We start from the raw sequence: 20043 nt of genomic DNA on the forward strand, positions 1-20043 counted from the left end.
TTTATGATAAAGGCGAAATTACTGGCTGGCCTGCGGGCGGGTGAGCGTAAACACATCGTAGAACGAGAGTTCGCCTTTCCGCGAAATCATCTTTTGCAGTTGGGCTTTATGTTCGCTATCAACTGAAGGGGAGTGCAGAATAGTGTCGATGAGTGAGGAGGGCACAAAACGCGTGTTGTACCATTCACCGTTATAGCAGACTCTGAAATCCAGGACGTCGATGTCTTCATAGCGATAACGCGGCGCCACGTCGAAAAAGAAAAAGCCGTTAAGTATGACAAACAGTACCACCAGCAGCCATACCGAATCGACCAGCGTTTCTGACTGTAGCATTACCGCCAGCGTAGCAAACCACGCCACATACATACCGATAAACAGCCCCGGATGTTTGCGAATAAAGCTGATGCTAAAGCGCGGTTTGTTGTCGCGCTTCTCGCGAATATTTAAGTCGTCGATTGTTTCGGTAAGCAGGCGCTGTATTTCTGTCATCTCTTGCCTTCGTGATATCTGCAAAATTCAGGAGCGATCGCCCTATTTTAAAAGGGGACACCTGCTGAAGAAAGTAACAGATTAACCGCAATTTAGCATAACAGTTACATTTAAGATCACAGTGTTTTGATGATTCGCGCGGGATTACCGCCGACAACGCTGTTTGCCGGAACGCTTTTGGTCACCACCGCGCCAGACGCTACAACGACATTATCACCGAGCGTTACGCCTGGATTGATCACTGCACGTCCGCCTATCCAGACGTTGTTGCCAATGGTGACGGGTTTTCCAAGCTCCAGACCGCTGTTACGTTCGGTTGCATCCAGAGGATGTGTCGCGGTATAGATATGGACGCCGGGCGCCAGCATGCAGTTGTCGCCAATATGGATTGGGCAGACATCAAGCATGACGCAGTCGAAGTTGGCGTAAAATTCTTTACCGAGGTAGATGTTATAACCGTAATCACAACGGAAAGAGGGTTCAATATACGCGCCCTCGCTTTGACCCAGCAGATCATGCAGGATGGCCTGACGCTCACTTTTTGCATCTGGCGCGGTGAGATTGTAGCGATGGGTCAACTGACGAGCGCGTAGTCGGTCGTGGCGCAACGTTTCATCTGCCGGGCTATAAAGTTCGCCGGCGATCATTTTCTGCTTTTCTTTACTCATTACGAATTCCCTGTGTACTGATGAACATTTCAGCACAGTAAAACGCAATGCCAATAAGGGGAACGTTCCCGTTGCTTCACTGTGATCGTAGTCACGTGATTTGAATTAAATAACCATTGTAAATGCGAAAATGGTCAGTCAGACAAATGTACCGCTATACCTGACTTAACCTCGAGAGCAATTAGCGAATGAATTTCCAAACGGAAGTTGGAATCTTGTCGTAGAGCTTATTCATGGTCAATTCAGCAAGACGGTGATCCGCTGCTGAGTAAAATACAGCCAGTTCGTTGTCGGTCAATTCATATTTATTTTTTTCAATAACGCGCTCAAGCGTGTCAATTGTCTGGCAGCGTCGCAGGCGCATCAAATAATCTGTTTTAGTTAATGGTTTATCAGACATAACTCTTACCTATGATTGTAATAATTTTTAACAAGACAAACTAACAGGATTAGCCCTGGTGGCATTGACAAAACAGCGAAACAGTCGATTACCTGATTTCCGCCATTTCTGCAGATCCTGCGTATTAATACCATAACTGCTGAACAACATAAAAGTGTCATCCAGGTATTCATCTATCTGCGCAATCAGCTTATTGTCCTCATTGTACTTAATTTTATAATTAAGTGCGAAGGTTGCAATATGCTCTATCAGTTCATTGAGCTGCAAGCTGGTTGCAGAGGTAGGGTCGTTAACCCAGCCATGGTTACTTTGTTCAAGGTTTGCAAGACAGTCATGATACAGAGTTTCGCAGAGAAATTTAAGCTGCGCGATATCATGTCTTTTGGGTGAGTATTCATCCATAACGCATCCCCTTCTTCGTGGCTTAAACTAACCGAACACCTTCGGGATGGATACAACAAACTACCTGGAACTTGCCCGCGACTCCTGATGATTTAACTATAATCTACTCTAAAAAAGATTTCATCGTCATATCACGAAAAATTACAATTATGCAAAATTATGATGTAGCGTCATTTTTACATTTTAACAGATAAATGCAGTTATTCGAAATCGGACAACTTTTTTATTCTTCGGGCAATCATCGGGTTATCTTGATTAGCTATAGTAACGACGGGAAGCAACCACCAGGATGGACCGATAGCTAGGAATAATCTTAATATTTATTAACGTAAATAAGAACTCTCAACACTTTTTAAGAATAGCCTTTAACGCTACAGGGATTATATCGCTTATTTAAGCTGGAGCAAATAAACAGAATCGCAATAAGTGGATTTTATCATTTTTGCAGAAAAAAGGCCGCTTGCGCGGCCTTATCTTTAGAGAGATATCAATGATGATCGACTGAGTGGCTATGCTCAATATCTTCATTTTTGCGGCTAAAGCGGCGGCGTACCACCACAAAGAACACCGGAACAAAGAAGATAGCCAACACCGTTGCCGTCACCATCCCGCCCATTACGCCAGTACCAACGGCGTTCTGCGCGCCGGAACCTGCGCCGGAGCTGATTACCAGCGGCATTACGCCCAGAATAAAGGCCAGTGACGTCATCAGGATCGGACGTAAACGCATGCGGACTGCGTCCAGCGTTGCCTCAATCAGACCTTTGCCCTCTTTATCCATTAAGTCTTTGGCGAATTCGACGATAAGTATCGCGTTCTTCGCCGACAACCCAATGGTTGTGAGCAGACCTACCTGGAAGTAAACGTCGTTGGTCAGGCCACGGAACGTTGCTGCCAGCAATGCGCCGATAACCCCCAACGGTACCACCAGCATAACGGAGAACGGAATTGACCAGCTCTCGTACAATGCTGCCAGACACAGGAAGACAACGATCAGTGAAATGGCATACAGGGCAGGGGCCTGGTTACCGGACAGTCGTTCCTGGTAGGACATCCCCGTCCAGTCATAACCGATACCGGATGGCAGTTTGCTGGCCAGTTGCTCCATCATTGCCATCGCTTCACCGGTACTTTTACCCGGTGCGGCCTGGCCTAAGATCTCCATGGAAGGCAGACCGTTATAGCGTTCCAGACGCGGTGAACCGTATTCCCAACGTGAGGTAGAGAAGGCGGAGAACGGAACCATCTGTCCATCGCTGCCGCGGACGTACCAGTTGCCAATATCTTCCGGCAACATACGGTATTTCGCTTCAGACATGACGTAAACTTTCTTCACACGACCACGGTCGATGAAGTCATTCACGTAGCTTCCGCCCCATGCGGCACCCAGCGTTGTATTAATATCACTAATGGAAACACCCAGAGCCTGCGCTTTTTCCTGATCGATATCGATCTTGAACTGCGGGGTATCTTCCAGACCGTTAGGACGTACGCCGACTAACAGATCAGGATGTTTCGCAACTTCACCAAACAATTGGTTACGCGCCTGGGTCAGTTTTTCATGGCCCAAACCTGCCTGGTCAATCAACTGGAAGTCAAAACCGGTGGCGGTACCTAACTCCACAATGGCTGGCAGGTTAAAGGCAAAGACCATTGCATCTTTAATCTGCGAGAATGCGCCCATTGCGCGCTCAGTAATCGCCTCAACTTTATTCTCTTTACCTGGACGTTCGCTCCAGTCTTTCAACGAGACGAACGCGATACCGGTGTTCTGACCACGGCCCGCGAAACCGAAACCGTTAACGGCAAATACCGATTCAACGTTCGCTTTTTCTTTCGTCAGATAGTAATCCGTCATTTCGTCCAGCACCTTCTGGGTACGCTCTTGCGTTGCACCCGCTGGCAGCTGAGCCATTGACAGGAATACCCCCTGGTCTTCATCTGGCAGGAATGAACTTGGCAGACGTACGAACAGATAGGCCATGCCCACGACGATGATCAGATACAGCGCCAGATAACGACCGGTGCTGCGCAGAATGCCGCCCACGCTGTCGGTGTAATGGTGCGTGCTCTTATCGAACATGCGGTTAAACCAGCCGAAGAAGCCTGTTTTACCTTCACCATGATCGCCTTTAGCAATCGGTTTGAGCATGGTCGCACACAGGGCTGGGGTCAGAATCAATGCCACCAGTACTGACAACGCCATCGCGGAAACAATGGTGATGGAGAACTGACGGTAAATTGCACCAGTAGACCCCCCGAAGAACGCCATCGGGATAAATACTGCTGACAGCACCATCGCGATACCCACCAACGCGCCCTGAATCTGGCCCATTGATTTACGCGTTGCTTCCTTCGGCGGTAGCCCTTCTTCCGCCATAACACGTTCAACGTTCTCAACCACCACGATGGCGTCATCCACCAACAGGCCGATGGCGAGCACCATCCCGAACATCGTCAGGGTGTTTATCGAGAAGCCGAAAATCGCAAGGACGGCAAATGTACCCAACAGCACCACCGGTACGGCGATAGTCGGAATCAACGTCGCGCGGAAGTTCTGCAGGAACAGATACATGACCAGGAACACGAGGATGATCGCTTCCGCCAGCGTTTTCACCACTTCGTGAATAGAGATTTTCACGAACGGTGTGGTGTCATACGGGTAAACGATCTTCAGACCTGACGGGAAGAACGGTTCCATCTTCTTCAGTTCGTCGCGGATAGCATTAGCCGTGTCCAGGGCGTTAGCGCCTGTCGCCAGCTTGATACCTAAACCGGATGCCGGTTTACCGTTGAACTTCGCAATGATGTCGTAGTTCTCGCCGCCCAGCTCCACTTTCGCCACGTCACGTAAACGAACCTGGGAACCATCCTGATTTACTTTCAGCAGAATTTTGCTGAACTCATCGGCGGAGGTCAGACGGGTCTGCGCAATGATCGACGCGTTAAGCTGCTGGCCCTTCACCGGCGGCGTACCACCTAACTGACCGGCTGCAACCTGGGCGTTTTGCGCTTTGATTGCGTTGATGACATCAACCGGCGTCAGCTGGAAATTGTTCAGTTTGTTCGGATCCATCCAGATACGCATTGCGTACTGCGAACCGAACAGCTGAACGTCGCCCACGCCTGAAGTACGGCTAATGGCGTCCTTCATGTTGGCGCCAACGTAGTCGGAAATATCCTCCTGCGTCATGGTGCCATTGGTGTTGATAACACCGACGACCATCAGGAAGCTGCTGGATGACTTCTCAACGCTAACCCCTTGCTGCTGTACTTCCTGCGGCAGTAACGGCATAGCTAGCTGCAGTTTGTTCTGCACCTGTACCTGCGCAATGTCCGCATCAGTACCAGACTGGAAGGTTAAGGTGATCTGCACGGTACCCGTGGAGTCACTGTTTGAGGACATGTACATCAGGTTATCGATACCGTTCATATTCTGTTCGATAACCTGCGTAACTGTATCCTGTACTGTTTTGGCATCAGCGCCAGGGTAGGTCGCGGAGATCGTCACTGCTGGCGGTGCAATAGTCGGATATTGCGCTACCGGCAATTTGAGGATCGCGAGCCCCCCTGCCAACATGATGATAATGGCGATCACCCACGCAAATATTGGGCGATCGATAAAGAAATTAGGCATGTCTTAACGGCTCCTGTTTAAGTTAAGACTTGGACTGTTCAGGCTGGCTACCGCTTGCGGCTTGCTGGTTGTTATCCGCGGTAATCTCCTGGGCTTTTACCTGCGCGCCAGGACGTACTTTTTGCAGCCCAGTGACAATCACGCGGTCGCCTGGCTTAAGTCCATCAGTGACTAACCATTTATCGCCAATCGCTTGTGCGGCGACAATTTGACGCGTTTCAACTTTGTTGTCTGCACCGATAACCAAGGCGCTGGCATCGCCACGCGGTGTGCGGGTAACGCCTTGCTGCGGAACCAGTAATGCAGTTGGGTTAGTCCCTTCTTCCAGACGAGCACGGACGAACATTCCCGGCAGTAAGGTGTGATCCGGGTTAGGGAAGATTGCGCGTAACGTAATCGAACCGGTGGTTTGATCTACCGTCACATCGGAAAACTCCAGCGTACCGGCCTGCGGGAACTTAATGCCGTCATTGGTCACCAGCTCAACTTTCGCTTTACCGTTCTCTTGCTTCAGCGTGCCGTTGGCCAACTCTTGCTTCAGGCGCAGGAAGTCGTTACTTGACTGCGTCACGTCCACATAGATAGGGTCCAACTGCTGAACGGTAGCCAGTGCGGTCGCCTGACCGTTTTGCACCAGAGCGCCTTCCGTAACGGATGATTTACCAATACGGCCGCTGATCGGCGACGTCACTTTGGTATAGGCCAGATTGATGCGTGCAGTTTCTACTGCGGCTTTCGCGGCGACAACGGCGGCGTTCGCCTGCTGTGCGTCTGCCAGCGCGCTATCGTAATCCTGTTGACTGATGTACTTAGTACCCAACAGTTTCTGATAACGTTTGACCGTCAGTTGAGCGATATTTGCTGCGGCTTGTGCTTTGGCCAGATCGCCTTTTGCGCTCTCATAAGCGGCCTGGTAAGTCGCAGGATCAATCTGATAGAGAGATACACCCGCTTCGATGTCACCACCTTCCGTGAAATTACGCTTCAGGATAATACCGCTAACCTGAGGACGAACTTCAGCAATGCGATACGCACTGGTGCGACCCGGGAGTTCGGTTGTTATCTGTAGAGGTTCAGTTTTGAGCGTAACAACTCCAACCTCTGGCATCTGCTGGCCCCCTTGTTGGGCCTGTTTGTCGTCACATCCTGTTAGCGCTAAGCTGCCTGAGAGCATCAGAACGACTGCCAGAGGCGTTAACCCTCTGTTTTTGTTCATATGTAAACCTCGAGTGTCCGATTTCAAATTGATCAATGGCTTAAAGCCCATAAACCCATTGCTGCGTTTATATTATCGTCGTGCTATGGTACATACATTCACAAATGTATGTAAATCTAACGCCTGTAAATTCACTGACCTATGGCACGAAAAACCAAACAACAAGCACAGGAAACACGACAGCACATTCTCGATGTTGCTCTGCGTTTGTTTTCGCAACAAGGGGTATCATCCACCTCGCTTGCGGAGATCGCAAAAGCCGCTGGTGTCACGCGCGGTGCAATCTATTGGCATTTCAAAAACAAATCGGATTTATTCAGTGAAATCTGGGAGCTAGCAAAACCTAACATTGATGAGTTAGAGACTGAGTATCAAGCAAAATTCCCCGACGATCCACTATCAGTATTAAGAGAAATTTTAATTTACGTTCTTGAAGCTACCGTGACAGAAGAACGCCGACGTTTGTTGTTGGAAATTATATTCCACAAATGCGAATTTGTCGGGGAAATGGCCTCTGTTCAGTTAGCTCAACGCAGTCTGTGTATTGAGAATTACGACCGTATCGAACAAACATTGCGGCACTGCATGAATGCCAATATGCTGCCGGAAAATCTGAACACGCGTCGCGTGGCGGTGCTGTTGCGTAGCTATGTTACCGGAATTATAGAGAACTGGTTATTTGCCCCTGAATCTTTTGATCTGAAAAAAGAAGCGCGTGAATACGTCGCAGTGCTGCTGGAGATGTGTCTTCTCTGCCCAAGCCTGCGGGTTAACGTGGCGAAATCCTGCTAACTCTCGGAGTCTGAACCAGGAATTCTCCTGGTCGTTTTGCCTGCTGCTATTCTGCCGCTCACAGCCGTGATATTCTTGCCGCTTGACTATTTCCGGTCACTCTTCCGGTTCAGAAACGTTCATTCTCATGACTATGTTGCAGCTCTATAAACGTTCACAGCATCTTATTGCTATTACCTTTCTTTTCTTCATTCTATTGCTTTCTTGCCAGTCGTCAGCATTTGCACGGGCGCAACAGAGTGGAGATCTGCCGACGAAAGCGGATATTCAGAGCCAACTGGACGCGCTGAATAAACAAAAAGATCTCTCCGCGCAGGATAAGCTGGTTCAGCAGGATCTGACCGATACCATCGCCACGCTGGATAAAATCGAGCGCGTGAAAGATGAGACCGTACAGCTTCGGCAGAAAGTTGCCGAGGCGCCGGAGAAAATGCGTCAGGCGACGGATGCGCTAAATTCGCTCAGCGATGTTGATAATGACGATGAAACGCGAAAAACGCTGAGTACGCTCTCCTTACGCCAACTGGAGTCGCGCGTGGCGCAGGTATTGGATGACCTGCAAAGCGCGCAAAACGATTTGGCCACTTATAACAGCCAACTGGTGTCGCTACAGACTCAGCCAGAGCGTGTGCAAAATGCGATGTACACCGCGTCGCAGCAAATGCAGCAAATCCGCAATCGGCTCGATGGTAATAATGTGGGGGAGGCGGCGTTGCGCCCCAGCCAGCAAGTGCTACTGCAGGCGCAGCAGGCGCTACTGAACGCGCAGATCGACCAACAGCGTAAAAGCCTGGAAGGTAATACGGTTTTGCAGGATACCTTGCAAAAACAACGCGATTACGTGACGGCGAACAGCAATCGTCTTGAACACCAGCTCCAGCTTCTGCAAGAGGCTGTAAACAGCAAACGACTGACGTTAACCGAAAAGACGGCGCAGGAAGCGGTATCGCCTGACGAGGCCGAGCGTATTCAGTCTAATCCGTTAGTGAAGCAGGAACTGGACGTCAACCATCAGCTTAGTCAGCGTCTGATCGCCGCGACCGAAAACGGTAATAGCCTGATGCAGCAAAATATTAAGGTCAAAAACTGGCTCGATCGCGCGCTGCAATCCGAACGCAATATTAAAGAACAGATCGCCGTCCTGAAAGGCAGTCTGTTGTTGTCACGTATTCTGTATCAGCAGCAACAAACGCTGCCGTCGGCAGATGAGCTTGCCGATATGACCAACCGAATCGCCGATTTGCGTCTGGAGCAGTTCGAGGTCAACCAGCAGCGTGACGCCCTGTTCCAGAATGATGCGTTTGTCGCCAAACTGGAAGAAGGGCACAGCAACGAAGTCAACGGTGAAGTCCATGATGCCCTGCTGCAGGTCGTTGATATGCGCCGGGAGCTGTTGGATCAGTTGAATAAGCAACTGGGTAACCAGTTGATGATGGCGATTAACCTGCAAATCAACCAGCAGCAGTTGATGAGCGTGTCGAAAAACCTGAAAGGGATCCTCACCCAGCAAATTTTTTGGGTTAACAGTAACCGTCCAATGGACTGGGACTGGATCAAAGCCTTCCCGCAAACGCTGAAAGACCAGTTTAAGTCGATGAAAATCACCGTGAACTGGGAAAAAGCCTGGCCAGCGGTATTTATTGCCTTCCTTGCAGGGTTGCCGCTGCTGCTCATTGCCGGATTAATCCGCTGGCGTTTGAAATGGCTGAAAGAATATCAGGCGAAATTAGCCGCTGCGGTAGGCAACCTGCGTAATGACAGTCAGCTCAATACGCCAAAAGCGATACTGATCGATCTCATCAGGGCGCTGCCAGCGTGTCTGATTATCCTCGCCGTGGGTCTGATTCTGCTTACCATGCAACTGAATATCAGCGACCTGCTGTGGGCGTTCAGTAAGAAGATGACCGTCTTCTGGCTGGTGTTTGGTCTGTGCTGGAAGGTGTTGGAAAAAGATGGTGTGGCGATACGCCATTTTGGCATGCCTGCAAAGCAAACCAGCCACTGGCGTCGCCAGATTGTGCGCATTAGCCTGGCGTTGTTACCGCTTAACTTCTGGTCGGTCGTTGCTGAACTGTCACCGCTCAATCTGATGGATGATGTGCTTGGTCAGTCCGTCATTTTCCTCAACCTGTTGCTGATCGCCTTCCTGGTATGGCCTATGTGCCGTGAAAGCTGGCGTGACAAAGAGTCGCATGGTCTGCGTCTGGTCACCATTACCGTGCTGTCTATTATCCCTATCGCATTGATGGTGCTGACGGCGACAGGGTATTTCTACACCACGCTGCGCTTGTCGGGTCGTTGGATTGAAACGGTTTATCTGGTTATTGTCTGGAACCTGTTGTATCAGACGGTACTTCGCGGGTTGAGCGTAGCGGCGCGGCGTATCGCCTGGCGTCGTGCGTTAGCGCGTCGTCAGAACCTGGTGAAAGAAGGGGCGGAAGGCGCGGAACCGCAAGAAGAACCGACCATTGCGCTGGAGCAGGTTAACCAGCAAACCCTGCGTATTACCATGCTGGTGATGGTTGCCCTGTTTGGTGTTCTGTTCTGGGCAATTTGGTCCGATCTGATCACCGTGTTCAGTTACCTCGACAGCATTACGCTCTGGCATTATAACGCGACAGAAGCGGGGGCCGCAGTGGTGAAAAGCGTCACCATGGGCAGCCTGCTGTTTGCGATTATTGCGTCAATGGTCGCGTGGGCGTTGATCCGTAACTTACCCGGCCTATTGGAAGTGTTGGTGCTCTCGCGACTGAAGATGCGCCAGGGGGCGTCGTATGCGATCACCACCATTCTTAACTATGCGATCATCGCCATCGGTGCGATGACGGTCTTCGGATCGCTCGGCGTCTCGTGGGATAAACTACAGTGGCTGGCCGCAGCCTTGTCGGTTGGTCTTGGTTTTGGTTTGCAGGAGATTTTCGGTAACTTTGTTTCCGGTCTGATTATTCTGTTTGAGCGCCCGGTGCGCATCGGTGATACCGTGACCATCGGAACATTCTCGGGAACGGTCAGCAAGATCCGTATCCGTGCCACCACTATTACCGACTTTGATCGCAAAGAGGTGATCATCCCGAACAAAGCCTTTGTGACGGAGCGTTTGATCAACTGGTCGCTTTCCGATACCACTACGCGTCTGGTGATCCGCATTGGCGTGGCCTACGGTTCGGATCTGGAGAAAGTGAAGAAAGTGCTGCTGCAGGCGGCGATGGAACACCCGAAAGTGATGCACGATCCGGAGCCTGCGGTGTTCTTTACCGCCTTCGGCGCCAGCACGTTGGATCATGAGCTGCGTTTATACGTGCGTGAACTGCGCGATCGTAGCCATACGGTTGACGAACTTAACCGGGCAGTCGATCGTTTGTGCCGTGAAAATGACATTGATATCGCCTTTAACCAGCTCGAAGTGCACCTGCATAATGCAAAAGGGGACACCGTGACCGAGGTTAAGCGTGACATCATCAAAGGTGATGATCCGACGCCTTCGGTAGGTTAAGTTGCAATCAGGGCGGTATATTTGCCGCCCTGATTGCATTTAGTGCGCCAGCGCGACCAGTTCTTCCTGCGTCAGTCCAGTAAGGTGCGTAATCAGGTCCGGTTCCAGCCCGCGGGCGAGCATTTTTTGTGCGATATCACGCGCTTCTGCCTGCCGACCTTCTTCTAACCCTTTTTCAAGCCCTTGCTGCATGCCTTCCACTCTGCCTTTTTCTTCCAGCCATTCGGCAATTGTCATCAGCTGTTCCTTGTACTGTGGCGCACTCTGCGCCAGTTGACGGACAAGTACGCCGGGTTCCGTGGTATTTCCTGCTTTAAGCATGTAATTGATCAAAACGTCGATTTGATACTCTGTCAGATGATCTTGCGTTAAGAGCGTAATCAGTTGATCCAATAACTCGCTAAGATCTCGTCGACGAATATGTTTTTGCAGGAGTTCCAGCATCGCTACCCGCTGATGCTGCATGATCTGATTATCTGGCATAATAGTCAGGTCTACCAGCGCAAATTCATTGCCGTAAAGTGCTTTTGCAAGCTGTGGTTCACTAAACAACTGATGCCAGTTGAGAGTATAGGGCCACGGGCTTTCCGTACCATGATAAAACAGCACAGGTACCACCAGAGGTAAGGTTTTATGCCCGGCGTTAAGGTGATGCTGCATGGCGGCAACAGCGTAGCGCATCAGGCGAAAGGCCATTAATTTATCGGGTTTACTCTGATGTTCAATCAGCGCGTAAACGTAGCCGGGTCCATGTGTTGTCTGCAGGGAATAGAGGATATCGGAATAGCAGGTGCGTAAATCGTCCTCAATAAAGCTGCCTGATTCCAGCGTTAATGTCTCCAAATCGCATATATTGAGAAAAGCTTCAGGTAAATGGATCTGCAAAAAATCTAGGGCGACCTCTTTTTGCGTCAGCATTTGCCGAAAGACCGCATCATGCGGTGTGGTGGGGAGTCGTTCCATGATCTGTCCGTTATCGTCGTGATGTTGTGACGACTCTTACACCGAAACCAATGGCAGACCAGAGGGCAATTAATCAGTTTGCGAGGCGTCTTCCGCACTTTTAAGTTTGTTTTCATAATCACGCATAACGATTTCCAGCGCGCGTAGCACCGTGCGTGCCGGGACCTGATTTTCTTCAAGTAAAACAATCAAATCGACGGCCAGCTTGACGTCGTCCGGGGCGTTCTCTAATGACATAAATTCTCCGGGTATTAACGGGTTAAACGCGCCAGCACGTTTTCTATTCTTGCCAGCGCATGGCGGCAGCGTGCCAGTCGCGCCTCGAATGCTTCTACTTCTCGATGCAATTTTTGTTGTTCTTCAAAACCCGTTGCCCGGGACAGGCGCTCTTTACGTTCACGCGTCATTTCAACCAGCCGGCGTTCAAACTCCTGGTGTTGAACCCGCTTGCGCTGCCAACGCGCCAGACCGGGAGAGGCGCTGTCCCACTCTCTGAGCGACCAACTGGCGGTTTCGCGTGAAATCGCCTCTAACTGTGAAGCAAGGTGTTCCGCAAGCCAGCTAATTTGTGGTAGTTGTTGCTGATCCACCGCGCGGCGTAGGGCCTTGAGATTATCCTCTGCTTCATCCAGACAAGCCTGCAGCAACGTACTGCGAGTGTGGAACAGATGCCTGTCAAAGCGGGCGCTCAGCGTTGTATGATGCGCCAACGGGGCACAACGCTGTCGCAGGCGGTTAAGCTGGTTTTCGAGCGTCTGTAGCAGCATGACGGTTTTCACGACAACACTCCGATGAAAATGAGAACTGTTATGCTAAAGTAGCGATTCTCTGTGTTAAGTACTCATATTATGCAACGCATTATTCTAATCATCATTGGCTGGCTAGCGGTAGTATTAGGAACGCTGGGCGTTGTATTGCCGCTATTGCCTACCACGCCTTTTATCCTGCTGGCTGCCTGGTGTTTTGCCCGCTCATCACCACGTTTTCACGACTGGTTGCTGTATCGTTCGTGGTTCGGCGGGTATCTGCGCCACTGGCAAAAACACCGCGCGATGCCGCCGGGAGCAAAGCCACGCGCTATTTTGTTGATCCTGGTGACGTTTGGTATTTCACTGTGGCTGGTCAATATGATGTGGGTACGCGGCCTGCTGCTGGTTATTCTCGCCTGTTTACTGATTTTTATGTGGCGGATCCCGGTGATTGATGAAAAACAACAAAAGCAGTAAAGCGCAATAATCGCTGTTGCAATTGTCTCTCGCAGCCAGTAAATTCGACCGTTTTCGAGCACAGGCGCAGGTGGTCAAAGGTTAAGCAAGTGTAACCTGGATCTCACTTTTCGTGCGCCGTGAAGTAATACCGAATTAATCAGGCACAAACTTATGACCGCGACTGCACAGCAGCTTGAGTTTCTCAAAAATAGCATCAAAAGCATCCACGACTACCCGAAACCGGGCATTCTTTTTCGCGATGTCACCAGTTTACTGGAAGACCCGAAAGCCTACGCCCTCAGCATTGAATTGCTGGTTGAACGCTACAAAAATGCGGGTATCACTAAAGTGGTTGGCACCGAAGCGCGTGGCTTCCTGTTTGGCGCGCCGGTAGCATTGGGTCTGGGCGTCGGCTTTGTTCCGGTACGTAAACCCCGCAAGCTTCCGCGTGAAGTGATCGCCGAGAGTTATGAGCTGGAATACGGCACCGATCAGCTGGAAATCCACGTTGATGCCATCAAACCGGGCGATAAGGTCCTGGTTGTGGACGACCTGCTGGCAACCGGCGGCACGATTGAAGCCACCGTGAAACTGATCCGCCGTCTGGGTGGCGAAGTGACCGATGCTGCTTTTATCATTAACTTGTTTGATCTGGGCGGCGAACAGCGCCTGGAAAAACAGGGGCTGACCTGTTATAGCCTGGTTCCGTTCCCGGGCCACTAAGTCGGACTATCTCATCCCGGCTGAAGTAATACCGAGACACACAACCTCGCCGTCGGTGCGAGGTTGTGTTAGCATTATCCTCCTGTGAATCCACCCTCCAGCCTTTCAGAGCCTGCCAATGAGTTATCAGGTCTTAGCCCGAAAATGGCGCCCACAAACCTTTGCTGACGTCGTCGGCCAGGAACATGTGCTGACGGCACTGGCGAACGGCTTGTCGTTAGGGCGTATTCATCATGCTTATCTGTTTTCCGGCACCCGTGGCGTCGGGAAAACCTCTATCGCCCGTTTGCTGGCGAAGGGACTAAACTGCGAAACCGGTATTACCGCCACGCCGTGCGGCGTGTGCGATAACTGCCGTGAAATCGAGCAGGGGCGTTTTGTCGATCTGATTGAAATCGACGCCGCCTCACGCACCAAAGTTGAAGACACCCGCGACCTGCTGGATAACGTCCAGTACGCGCCTGCGCGTGGTCGCTTTAAGGTCTATTTGATAGACGAAGTGCACATGCTGTCGCGCCACAGCTTTAACGCCTTGCTGAAAACACTCGAAGAGCCGCCTGCGCACGTTAAATTCCTGCTGGCGACCACCGATCCGCAGAAGTTACCGGTGACTATCCTGTCGCGCTGTCTGCAATTCCATCTTAAGGCGTTGGATGTTGAACAGATTCGCCATCAGCTTGAGCATATCCTCAAAGAAGAGCATATCGCCCATGAGCCACGCGCGTTGCAACTGTTGGCTCGCGCCGCGGACGGCAGCCTGCGCGATGCGCTGAGTCTGACCGATCAGGCGATCGCCAGCGGCGATGGCCAGGTGTCGACCGATGCAGTGAGCACCATGCTCGGCACATTGGACGATGACCAGGCGCTCTCGCTTGTTGAAGCGGTTGTGGCGGCTGACGGCGAACGCGTTATGACGTTGGTGAACGACGCCGCCGCGCGTGGTATTGAATGGGAAGCGCTACTGGTTGAGATGTCGGCTTTGCTGCATCGCATTGCCATGGTACAGCTTTCGCCCGCCGCGCTCGGCAGCGATATGGCGGCGATTGAACAGCGTATGCGCGAACTGGCGCGAATCGTCCCGCCAACCGATATACAGCTTTACTACCAAACCCTGTTAATCGGGCGCAAAGAGCTGCCGTATGCGCCGGACAGGCGAATGGGCGTCGAAATGACGCTGCTGCGTGCGCTGGCTTTTCATCCGCGCATGCCGCTGCCGGAGCCTGAAGTCCCACGCCAGTCGTTTGCCCCTGTCGCACCCACTGCGGTGATGACTCCGACGCAGATACCGCAGCAGTCTGCGCCAGCGCAACAGCAACAAAATGTGCCGCTCTCCGATGCCACCAGCCAGGTGCTGGCGGCGCGCAGCCAGCTGCAACGCGCTCAGGGAGCAACCAAACCAAAAAAGAGTGAACCGGCAGCCGCTTCCCGCGCGCGGCCGGTGAATAATGCTGCGCTGGAAAGACTGGCTTCTGTGTCGGAACGTGTTCAGGCGCGTCCGGCCGTTTCTGCGCTGGAAAAAGCGCCAGCGAAGAAGGAAGCGTATCGCTGGAAAACGACCAATCCCGTAGCTGAAGTCAAAGAGGTTGTTGCCACGCCGAAAGCGTTGAAAAAAGCGCTTGAGCATGAAAAAACGCCGGAACTGGCGGCAAAACTGGCGGCAGAAGCCATTGAGCGCGACCCTTGGGCTGCACAGGTGAGCCAGCTTTCGCTGCCTAAACTGGTGGAGCAGGTGGCGCTGAATGCCTGGAAAGAAGAGAATGGCAACGTGGTGTGCCTGCACCTGCGTTCCACGCAACGGCACCTTAATTCCAGCGGCGCGCAACAAAAACTGGCCGAAGCATTGAGTACCTTAACGGGGTCAACGGTTGAATTGACCATCGTTGAAGATGATAATCCTGCGGTGCGCACGCCGCTGGAGTGGCGTCAGGCCATTTATGAAGAGAAACTCGCGCAGGCGCGTGAGTCGATTATTGCGGATAATAACATTCAGACGCTGCGTCGTTTTTTCGATGCAGACCTGGACGAAGAGAGTATTCGCCCCATTTGATCGTCAGCCTGATGGTTGGACGGTCGTCATCCCTTAACGTGATTGAGAGAGAAGCCTATGTTTGGTAAAGGCGGTCTGGGTAACCTGATGAAACAGGCCCAGCAGATGCAGGAAAAAATGCAGCAGATGCAGGAAGAAGTCGCCAAGCTGGAAGTGACCGGCGAATCTGGCGCGGGTCTGGTAAAAGTGACCATCAACGGCGCGCACAACTGCCGTCGCGTGGAGATCGATCCAAGCCTGCTGGAAGACGACAAAGAGATGCTGGAAGACCTGGTCGCTGCGGCATTCAACGACGCGGCGCGTCGCATTGAAGAGACGCAGAAAGAGAAGATGGCTTCTGTTTCTTCCGGAATGCAACTGCCGCCTGGCTTTAAGATGCCGTTCTGATGCAAACCAGCCCGCTGTTAACTCAGCTTATGGAAGCACTGCGCTGTCTGCCGGGCGTTGGCCCGAAGTCTGCGCAGCGCATGGCGTTCACGCTACTTCAGCGCGATCGCAGCGGCGGGATGCGCCTGGCGCAGGCGTTAACGAAGGCGATGTCGGAAATCGGCCACTGTGCCGATTGCCGCACCTTCACAGAGCAGGACGTTTGTAACATCTGTTCGAACCCGCGTCGTCAGGAAAACGGTCAGATTTGCGTGGTGGAGAGCCCGGCGGACATCTATGCCATTGAGCAAACCGGCCAATTTTCTGGACGTTACTTCGTGCTGATGGGGCACCTGTCACCGCTGGACGGTATTGGCCCCGATGATATCGGGCTGGATCGTCTCGAACAGCGACTGGCGTCTGAGCAAATCAGCGAACTGATCCTCGCGACCAATCCCACGGTCGAGGGAGAGGCGACCGCCAACTATATTGCTGAGCTTTGCATGCAATATGACGTTGAAGCCAGCCGTATCGCCCATGGCGTACCGGTCGGTGGTGAGCTGGAAATGGTCGACGGCACCACGCTGTCGCACTCTTTGGCCGGGCGTCACAAGATTAAATTCTGAACAAACGGAGGCCGCGACAGCGGCTTCCGCTTGAAATCCTTCCCGCTTGTCCCCATTTCACCCTCAACGTGTTTTTACCATTGAAAATGGCATTGTTGAGGTAGATCTACATGAAAGGACAAGAAACTCGTGGTTTTCAGTCAGAAGTAAAACAGCTTCTGCACCTGATGATCCATTCTCTGTATTCCAATAAAGAAATCTTCCTGCGTGAGCTTATCTCTAACGCCTCGGATGCGGCAGACAAGCTGCGTTTCCGCGCACTGTCTAACCCGGACCTGTACGAGGGTGACGGTGAATTGCGTGTGCGTGTTTCCTTCGATAAAGATAAGCGTACGTTGACCATTGCTGATAACGGCGTGGGGATGAACCGTGATGACGTTATCGATCATCTGGGGACCATTGCGAAATCCGGCACCAAATCTTTCCTCGAATCCATGGGCTCCGATCAGGCGAAAGACAGCCAGTTGATCGGTCAGTTCGGGGTTGGCTTCTACTCTGCGTTTATCGTGGCCGATAAAGTGACCGTACGCACCCGCGCGGCGGGCGACAAGCCTGAGAACGGCGTGTTCTGGGAATCTGCGGGCGAAGGCGAGTACACCGTTGCCGACATCACTAAAGACGATCGCGGCACTGAAATCACTTTGCATCTGCGTGAAGGCGAAGACGAGTTCCTTGATGACTGGCGCGTACGTTCCATCATCAGCAAATATTCCGACCATATCGCGCTGCCGGTAGAGATCGAAAAATCCGAAGAGAAAGACGGCGAGACCGTGGTTTCCTGGGAAAAGATCAACAAGGCGCAGGCGCTGTGGACGCGTAACAAGTCGGAAATCAAAGACGACGAGTACAACGAATTCTACAAGCATATCGCCCACGACTTCACTGACCCGCTGACCTGGAGCCACAACCGTGTGGAAGGTAAGCAGGAGTACACCAGCCTGCTGTACATCCCGTCGCAAGCGCCGTGGGATATGTGGAACCGCGATCACAAACATGGCCTGAAACTGTACGTTCAGCGTGTGTTCATCATGGACGACGCCGAGCAGTTTATGCCGAACTATCTGCGCTTTGTGCGCGGCCTGATAGATTCCAACGATCTGCCGCTGAACGTTTCCCGTGAGATCCTGCAGGACAGCACCGTCACCCGTAACCTGCGTAGCGCGCTGACCAAACGCGTGTTGCAGATGCTGGAAAAACTGGCGAAAGATGACGCCGAAAAATACCAGACCTTCTGGAAACAGTTCGGCCTGGTGCTGAAAGAAGGTCCGGCGGAAGACCACGCCAATCAGGAAACTATCGCTAAGCTGATGCGCTTCGCGTCTACGCACACGGACTCCTCCGCACAGACCGTGTCGCTGGAAGATTATATCTCCCGCATGAAAGAAGGGCAGGAGAAGATCTACTACATCACTGCCGACAGCTACGCGGCGGCGAAGAGCAGCCCGCACCTCGAACTGCTGCGTAAGAAAGGCATCGAAGTCCTGCTGCTTTCCGACCGCATCGATGAGTGGATGATGAACTACCTGACCGAGTTCGACGGCAAGCCGTTCCAGTCTGTGGCGAAAGCCGACGAGTCCATCGATAAACTGGCAGATGAAGTGGATGAGAGCGCGAAGGAAGCGGAAAAAGCGCTGACGCCGTTCGTTGAGCGCGTGAAAACGCTGCTGGGCGATCGCGTCAAAGAAGTGCGTCTGACCCACCGTCTGACCGACACGCCGGCCATCGTCACCACCGATGCGGACGAAATGAGCACCCAGATGGCGAAACTGTTCGCTGCTGCGGGTCAGGCCGTACCGGATGTGAAATATATCTTTGAACTTAACCCGGACCACGTGCTGGTAAAACGCACGGCGGATACCCAGGACGAAACGCAGTTTAAAGAGTGGGTTGAACTGCTGCTGGATCAGGCTCTGTTCGCCGAACGCGGCACGCTGGAAGATCCGAACCAGTTCATCCGTCGTATGAACCAGTTGCTGGTGTCCTGATCGCCGTAATGTAATGCCGGATGGTGCTACCGCCTATCCGGCCTACGATCAAAAAGATGTTGTAGGCCGGATAAGGTGTTTACACCGCCATCCGGCAATTTCTTTCCTTATTTTCAATTTTCCCGCCATTAACCGTTTCAGCGCAGAGTACCTTCCTTGAGCCAAATGCGTGATGGTGGTATCGTTTAGCGCTTTTTAAAAAATATCGACAACCTTTAAGGGGATTTTCGTAATGCGTATCATTCTGCTTGGCGCTCCGGGCGCGGGTAAAGGAACTCAGGCTCAGTTCATCATGGAGAAGTATGGTATTCCGCAAATCTCCACCGGTGATATGCTGCGTGCCGCCGTGAAATCTGGCTCCGAGCTGGGCAAACAAGCGAAAGACATCATGGACGCCGGTAAGCTGGTGACTGATGAGCTGGTGATCGCGCTGGTAAAAGAGCGTATTGCTCAGGAAGACTGCCGTAATGGTTTCCTGCTGGATGGCTTCCCGCGTACTATTCCGCAGGCTGATGCCATGAAAGAAGCCGGTATCAACGTGGACTACGTTCTGGAGTTCGACGTACCTGACGAGCTGATCGTTGACCGTATCGTGGGCCGTCGCGTACACGCTGCTTCTGGTCGCGTTTACCACATCAAATTCAACCCGCCTAAGGTTGAAGGTAAAGACGACGTGACCGGCGAAGAGCTGACCACCCGTAAAGACGATCAGGAAGAGACCGTACGTAAGCGCCTGGTGGAATACCATCAGATGACCGCGCCGCTGATCGGCTACTACTCTAAAGAAGCGCAGGCGGGTAACACCAAATACGCGAAAGTTGATGGCACTCAGGCTGTGGCTGACGTGCGCGCAGCGCTGGAAAAAATCCTCGGTTAAGTTTTAGCGTTGTGAACCTCTTATCAGGCCTGCCATTATCTCGTAGGCCTGATAAGCGTAGTGCCTTCCGGAAAATTCTCGTCTTACCTCTCGCAGCAATTAGTTCTTCTTTATCGCTTTTCCGCTACAATTATCAACAATTTGAATCGAT

Annotated in this window: 18 protein-coding genes and 1 other annotated feature; of the genes, 9 read left to right on the forward strand and 9 right to left on the reverse strand. The window is 52.0% G+C overall.

Annotated elements, in window-relative coordinates:
* Window positions 1–18 precede the first annotated feature (18 nt).
* The 6 genes from ACVXHP_RS19660 to acrA form a co-directional block, all read right to left on the reverse strand.
* Window positions 19–489 (reverse strand): YlaC family protein, encoded by a 471-nt coding sequence (locus ACVXHP_RS19660; RefSeq protein WP_200007686.1) that lies wholly within the window; start codon window positions 487–489, stop codon window positions 19–21.
* Window positions 490–605: 116 nt separating this feature from the next.
* On the reverse strand, window positions 606–1157 hold the full coding sequence (gene maa, locus ACVXHP_RS19665) for a maltose O-acetyltransferase (RefSeq protein WP_200007685.1): 552 nt from the start codon (window positions 1155–1157) through the stop codon (window positions 606–608).
* Window positions 1158–1338: 181 nt separating this feature from the next.
* Complete coding sequence (locus ACVXHP_RS19670; RefSeq protein WP_447572057.1) at window positions 1339–1557, reverse strand: HHA domain-containing protein; 219 nt, start codon at window positions 1555–1557, stop codon at window positions 1339–1341.
* A gap of 27 nt (window positions 1558–1584) precedes the next feature.
* Window positions 1585–1959 (reverse strand): Hha toxicity modulator TomB, encoded by a 375-nt coding sequence (gene tomB, locus ACVXHP_RS19675; protein ID WP_003021733.1) that lies wholly within the window; start codon window positions 1957–1959, stop codon window positions 1585–1587.
* Window positions 1960–2446: 487 nt separating this feature from the next.
* Entirely contained in the window at window positions 2447–5596 is a 3150-nt protein-coding gene (gene acrB / locus ACVXHP_RS19680) for an efflux RND transporter permease AcrB (RefSeq protein WP_200007684.1), read from the reverse strand.
* A 22-nt stretch (window positions 5597–5618) separates the two neighbouring features.
* Window positions 5619–6812, reverse strand: a complete 1194-nt coding sequence (gene acrA / locus ACVXHP_RS19685; RefSeq protein ID WP_200007677.1) for a multidrug efflux RND transporter periplasmic adaptor subunit AcrA — start codon at window positions 6810–6812, stop codon at window positions 5619–5621.
* Window positions 6813–6953: 141 nt separating this feature from the next.
* Here acrA and acrR point away from each other — a divergent pair, with 141 nt between their 5' ends.
* Together acrR and mscK are read left to right on the forward strand one after the other, a co-directional pair.
* A complete protein-coding gene (acrR, locus tag ACVXHP_RS19690) occupies window positions 6954–7604 on the forward strand; it encodes a multidrug efflux transporter transcriptional repressor AcrR (RefSeq protein ID WP_137360423.1) in 651 nt (216 codons plus the stop codon).
* Window positions 7605–7731: 127 nt separating this feature from the next.
* A complete protein-coding gene (mscK, locus tag ACVXHP_RS19695; RefSeq protein ID WP_447572058.1) occupies window positions 7732–11097 on the forward strand; it encodes a mechanosensitive channel MscK in 3366 nt (1121 codons plus the stop codon).
* Between the two features lie 39 nt (window positions 11098–11136).
* Here the strand turns inward: mscK and ACVXHP_RS19700 are convergent, their stop codons facing one another.
* The 3 genes from ACVXHP_RS19700 to priC form a co-directional block, all read right to left on the reverse strand.
* Complete coding sequence (locus ACVXHP_RS19700; RefSeq protein ID WP_447572059.1) at window positions 11137–12060, reverse strand: Rpn family recombination-promoting nuclease/putative transposase; 924 nt, start codon at window positions 12058–12060, stop codon at window positions 11137–11139.
* 69 nt (window positions 12061–12129) lie between these two features.
* Entirely contained in the window at window positions 12130–12297 is a 168-nt protein-coding gene (gene rsmS / locus ACVXHP_RS19705; protein WP_200007671.1) for a pleiotropic regulatory protein RsmS, read from the reverse strand.
* Window positions 12298–12311: 14 nt separating this feature from the next.
* A complete protein-coding gene (priC, locus tag ACVXHP_RS19710; RefSeq protein WP_447572060.1) occupies window positions 12312–12839 on the reverse strand; it encodes a primosomal replication protein N'' in 528 nt (175 codons plus the stop codon).
* Window positions 12840–12908: 69 nt separating this feature from the next.
* Here priC and ACVXHP_RS19715 point away from each other — a divergent pair, with 69 nt between their 5' ends.
* The 7 genes from ACVXHP_RS19715 (at window position 12909) to adk (ending at window position 19892) form a co-directional block, all read left to right on the forward strand.
* Window positions 12909–13286, forward strand: a complete 378-nt coding sequence (locus ACVXHP_RS19715) for a DUF454 family protein (RefSeq protein WP_042310044.1) — start codon at window positions 12909–12911, stop codon at window positions 13284–13286.
* Between the two features lie 153 nt (window positions 13287–13439).
* Window positions 13440–13991 (forward strand): adenine phosphoribosyltransferase, encoded by a 552-nt coding sequence (gene apt / locus ACVXHP_RS19720; protein ID WP_006685676.1) that lies wholly within the window; start codon window positions 13440–13442, stop codon window positions 13989–13991.
* 118 nt (window positions 13992–14109) lie between these two features.
* Window positions 14110–16038 (forward strand): DNA polymerase III subunit gamma/tau, encoded by a 1929-nt coding sequence (dnaX, locus tag ACVXHP_RS19725; protein WP_447572061.1) that lies wholly within the window; start codon window positions 14110–14112, stop codon window positions 16036–16038.
* Window positions 15371–15435 (forward strand) — a sequence feature (DnaX frameshifting element). Its footprint overlaps the gene before it by 65 nt.
* Window positions 16039–16095: 57 nt before the next feature.
* Window positions 16096–16425 carry a YbaB/EbfC family nucleoid-associated protein gene (locus tag ACVXHP_RS19730; RefSeq protein ID WP_003021764.1) on the forward strand — a complete coding sequence of 110 codons (330 nt, stop codon included), beginning with the start codon at window positions 16096–16098 and terminating at the stop codon, window positions 16423–16425.
* Window positions 16425–17030 (forward strand): recombination mediator RecR, encoded by a 606-nt coding sequence (gene recR / locus ACVXHP_RS19735; protein WP_016152082.1) that lies wholly within the window; start codon window positions 16425–16427, stop codon window positions 17028–17030. The genes ACVXHP_RS19730 and recR overlap by 1 nt, the downstream gene beginning before the upstream one ends.
* A gap of 110 nt (window positions 17031–17140) precedes the next feature.
* Window positions 17141–19015: a molecular chaperone HtpG gene (htpG, locus tag ACVXHP_RS19740; RefSeq protein ID WP_087857065.1), complete on the forward strand. Its 1875-nt coding sequence runs from the start codon at window positions 17141–17143 to the stop codon at window positions 19013–19015.
* A gap of 232 nt (window positions 19016–19247) precedes the next feature.
* Window positions 19248–19892 (forward strand): adenylate kinase, encoded by a 645-nt coding sequence (adk, locus tag ACVXHP_RS19745; RefSeq protein WP_003021773.1) that lies wholly within the window; start codon window positions 19248–19250, stop codon window positions 19890–19892.
* Window positions 19893–20043 lie beyond the last annotated feature (151 nt).

This window comes from Citrobacter freundii complex sp. 2025EL-00176 (genome assembly GCF_053309355.1).

Coding starts and splice junctions, on each gene's coding strand:
- ACVXHP_RS19715 (WP_042310044.1), top strand. CDS start 12,909: ATGCAACGCATTATTCTAATCATCATTGGCTGGCTAGCGGTAGTATTA.
- ACVXHP_RS19730 (WP_003021764.1), top strand. CDS start 16,096: ATGTTTGGTAAAGGCGGTCTGGGTAACCTGATGAAACAGGCCCAGCAG.
- dnaX (WP_447572061.1), top strand. CDS start 14,110: ATGAGTTATCAGGTCTTAGCCCGAAAATGGCGCCCACAAACCTTTGCT.
- acrB (WP_200007684.1), bottom strand. CDS start 5,596: ATGCCTAATTTCTTTATCGATCGCCCAATATTTGCGTGGGTGATCGCC.
- mscK (WP_447572058.1), top strand. CDS start 7,732: ATGACTATGTTGCAGCTCTATAAACGTTCACAGCATCTTATTGCTATT.
- htpG (WP_087857065.1), top strand. CDS start 17,141: ATGAAAGGACAAGAAACTCGTGGTTTTCAGTCAGAAGTAAAACAGCTT.
- ACVXHP_RS19700 (WP_447572059.1), bottom strand. CDS start 12,060: ATGGAACGACTCCCCACCACACCGCATGATGCGGTCTTTCGGCAAATG.
- rsmS (WP_200007671.1), bottom strand. CDS start 12,297: ATGTCATTAGAGAACGCCCCGGACGACGTCAAGCTGGCCGTCGATTTG.
- recR (WP_016152082.1), top strand. CDS start 16,425: ATGCAAACCAGCCCGCTGTTAACTCAGCTTATGGAAGCACTGCGCTGT.
- acrA (WP_200007677.1), bottom strand. CDS start 6,812: ATGAACAAAAACAGAGGGTTAACGCCTCTGGCAGTCGTTCTGATGCTC.
- ACVXHP_RS19670 (WP_447572057.1), bottom strand. CDS start 1,557: ATGTCTGATAAACCATTAACTAAAACAGATTATTTGATGCGCCTGCGA.
- maa (WP_200007685.1), bottom strand. CDS start 1,157: ATGAGTAAAGAAAAGCAGAAAATGATCGCCGGCGAACTTTATAGCCCG.
- adk (WP_003021773.1), top strand. CDS start 19,248: ATGCGTATCATTCTGCTTGGCGCTCCGGGCGCGGGTAAAGGAACTCAG.
- acrR (WP_137360423.1), top strand. CDS start 6,954: ATGGCACGAAAAACCAAACAACAAGCACAGGAAACACGACAGCACATT.
- tomB (WP_003021733.1), bottom strand. CDS start 1,959: ATGGATGAATACTCACCCAAAAGACATGATATCGCGCAGCTTAAATTT.
- ACVXHP_RS19660 (WP_200007686.1), bottom strand. CDS start 489: ATGACAGAAATACAGCGCCTGCTTACCGAAACAATCGACGACTTAAAT.
- apt (WP_006685676.1), top strand. CDS start 13,440: ATGACCGCGACTGCACAGCAGCTTGAGTTTCTCAAAAATAGCATCAAA.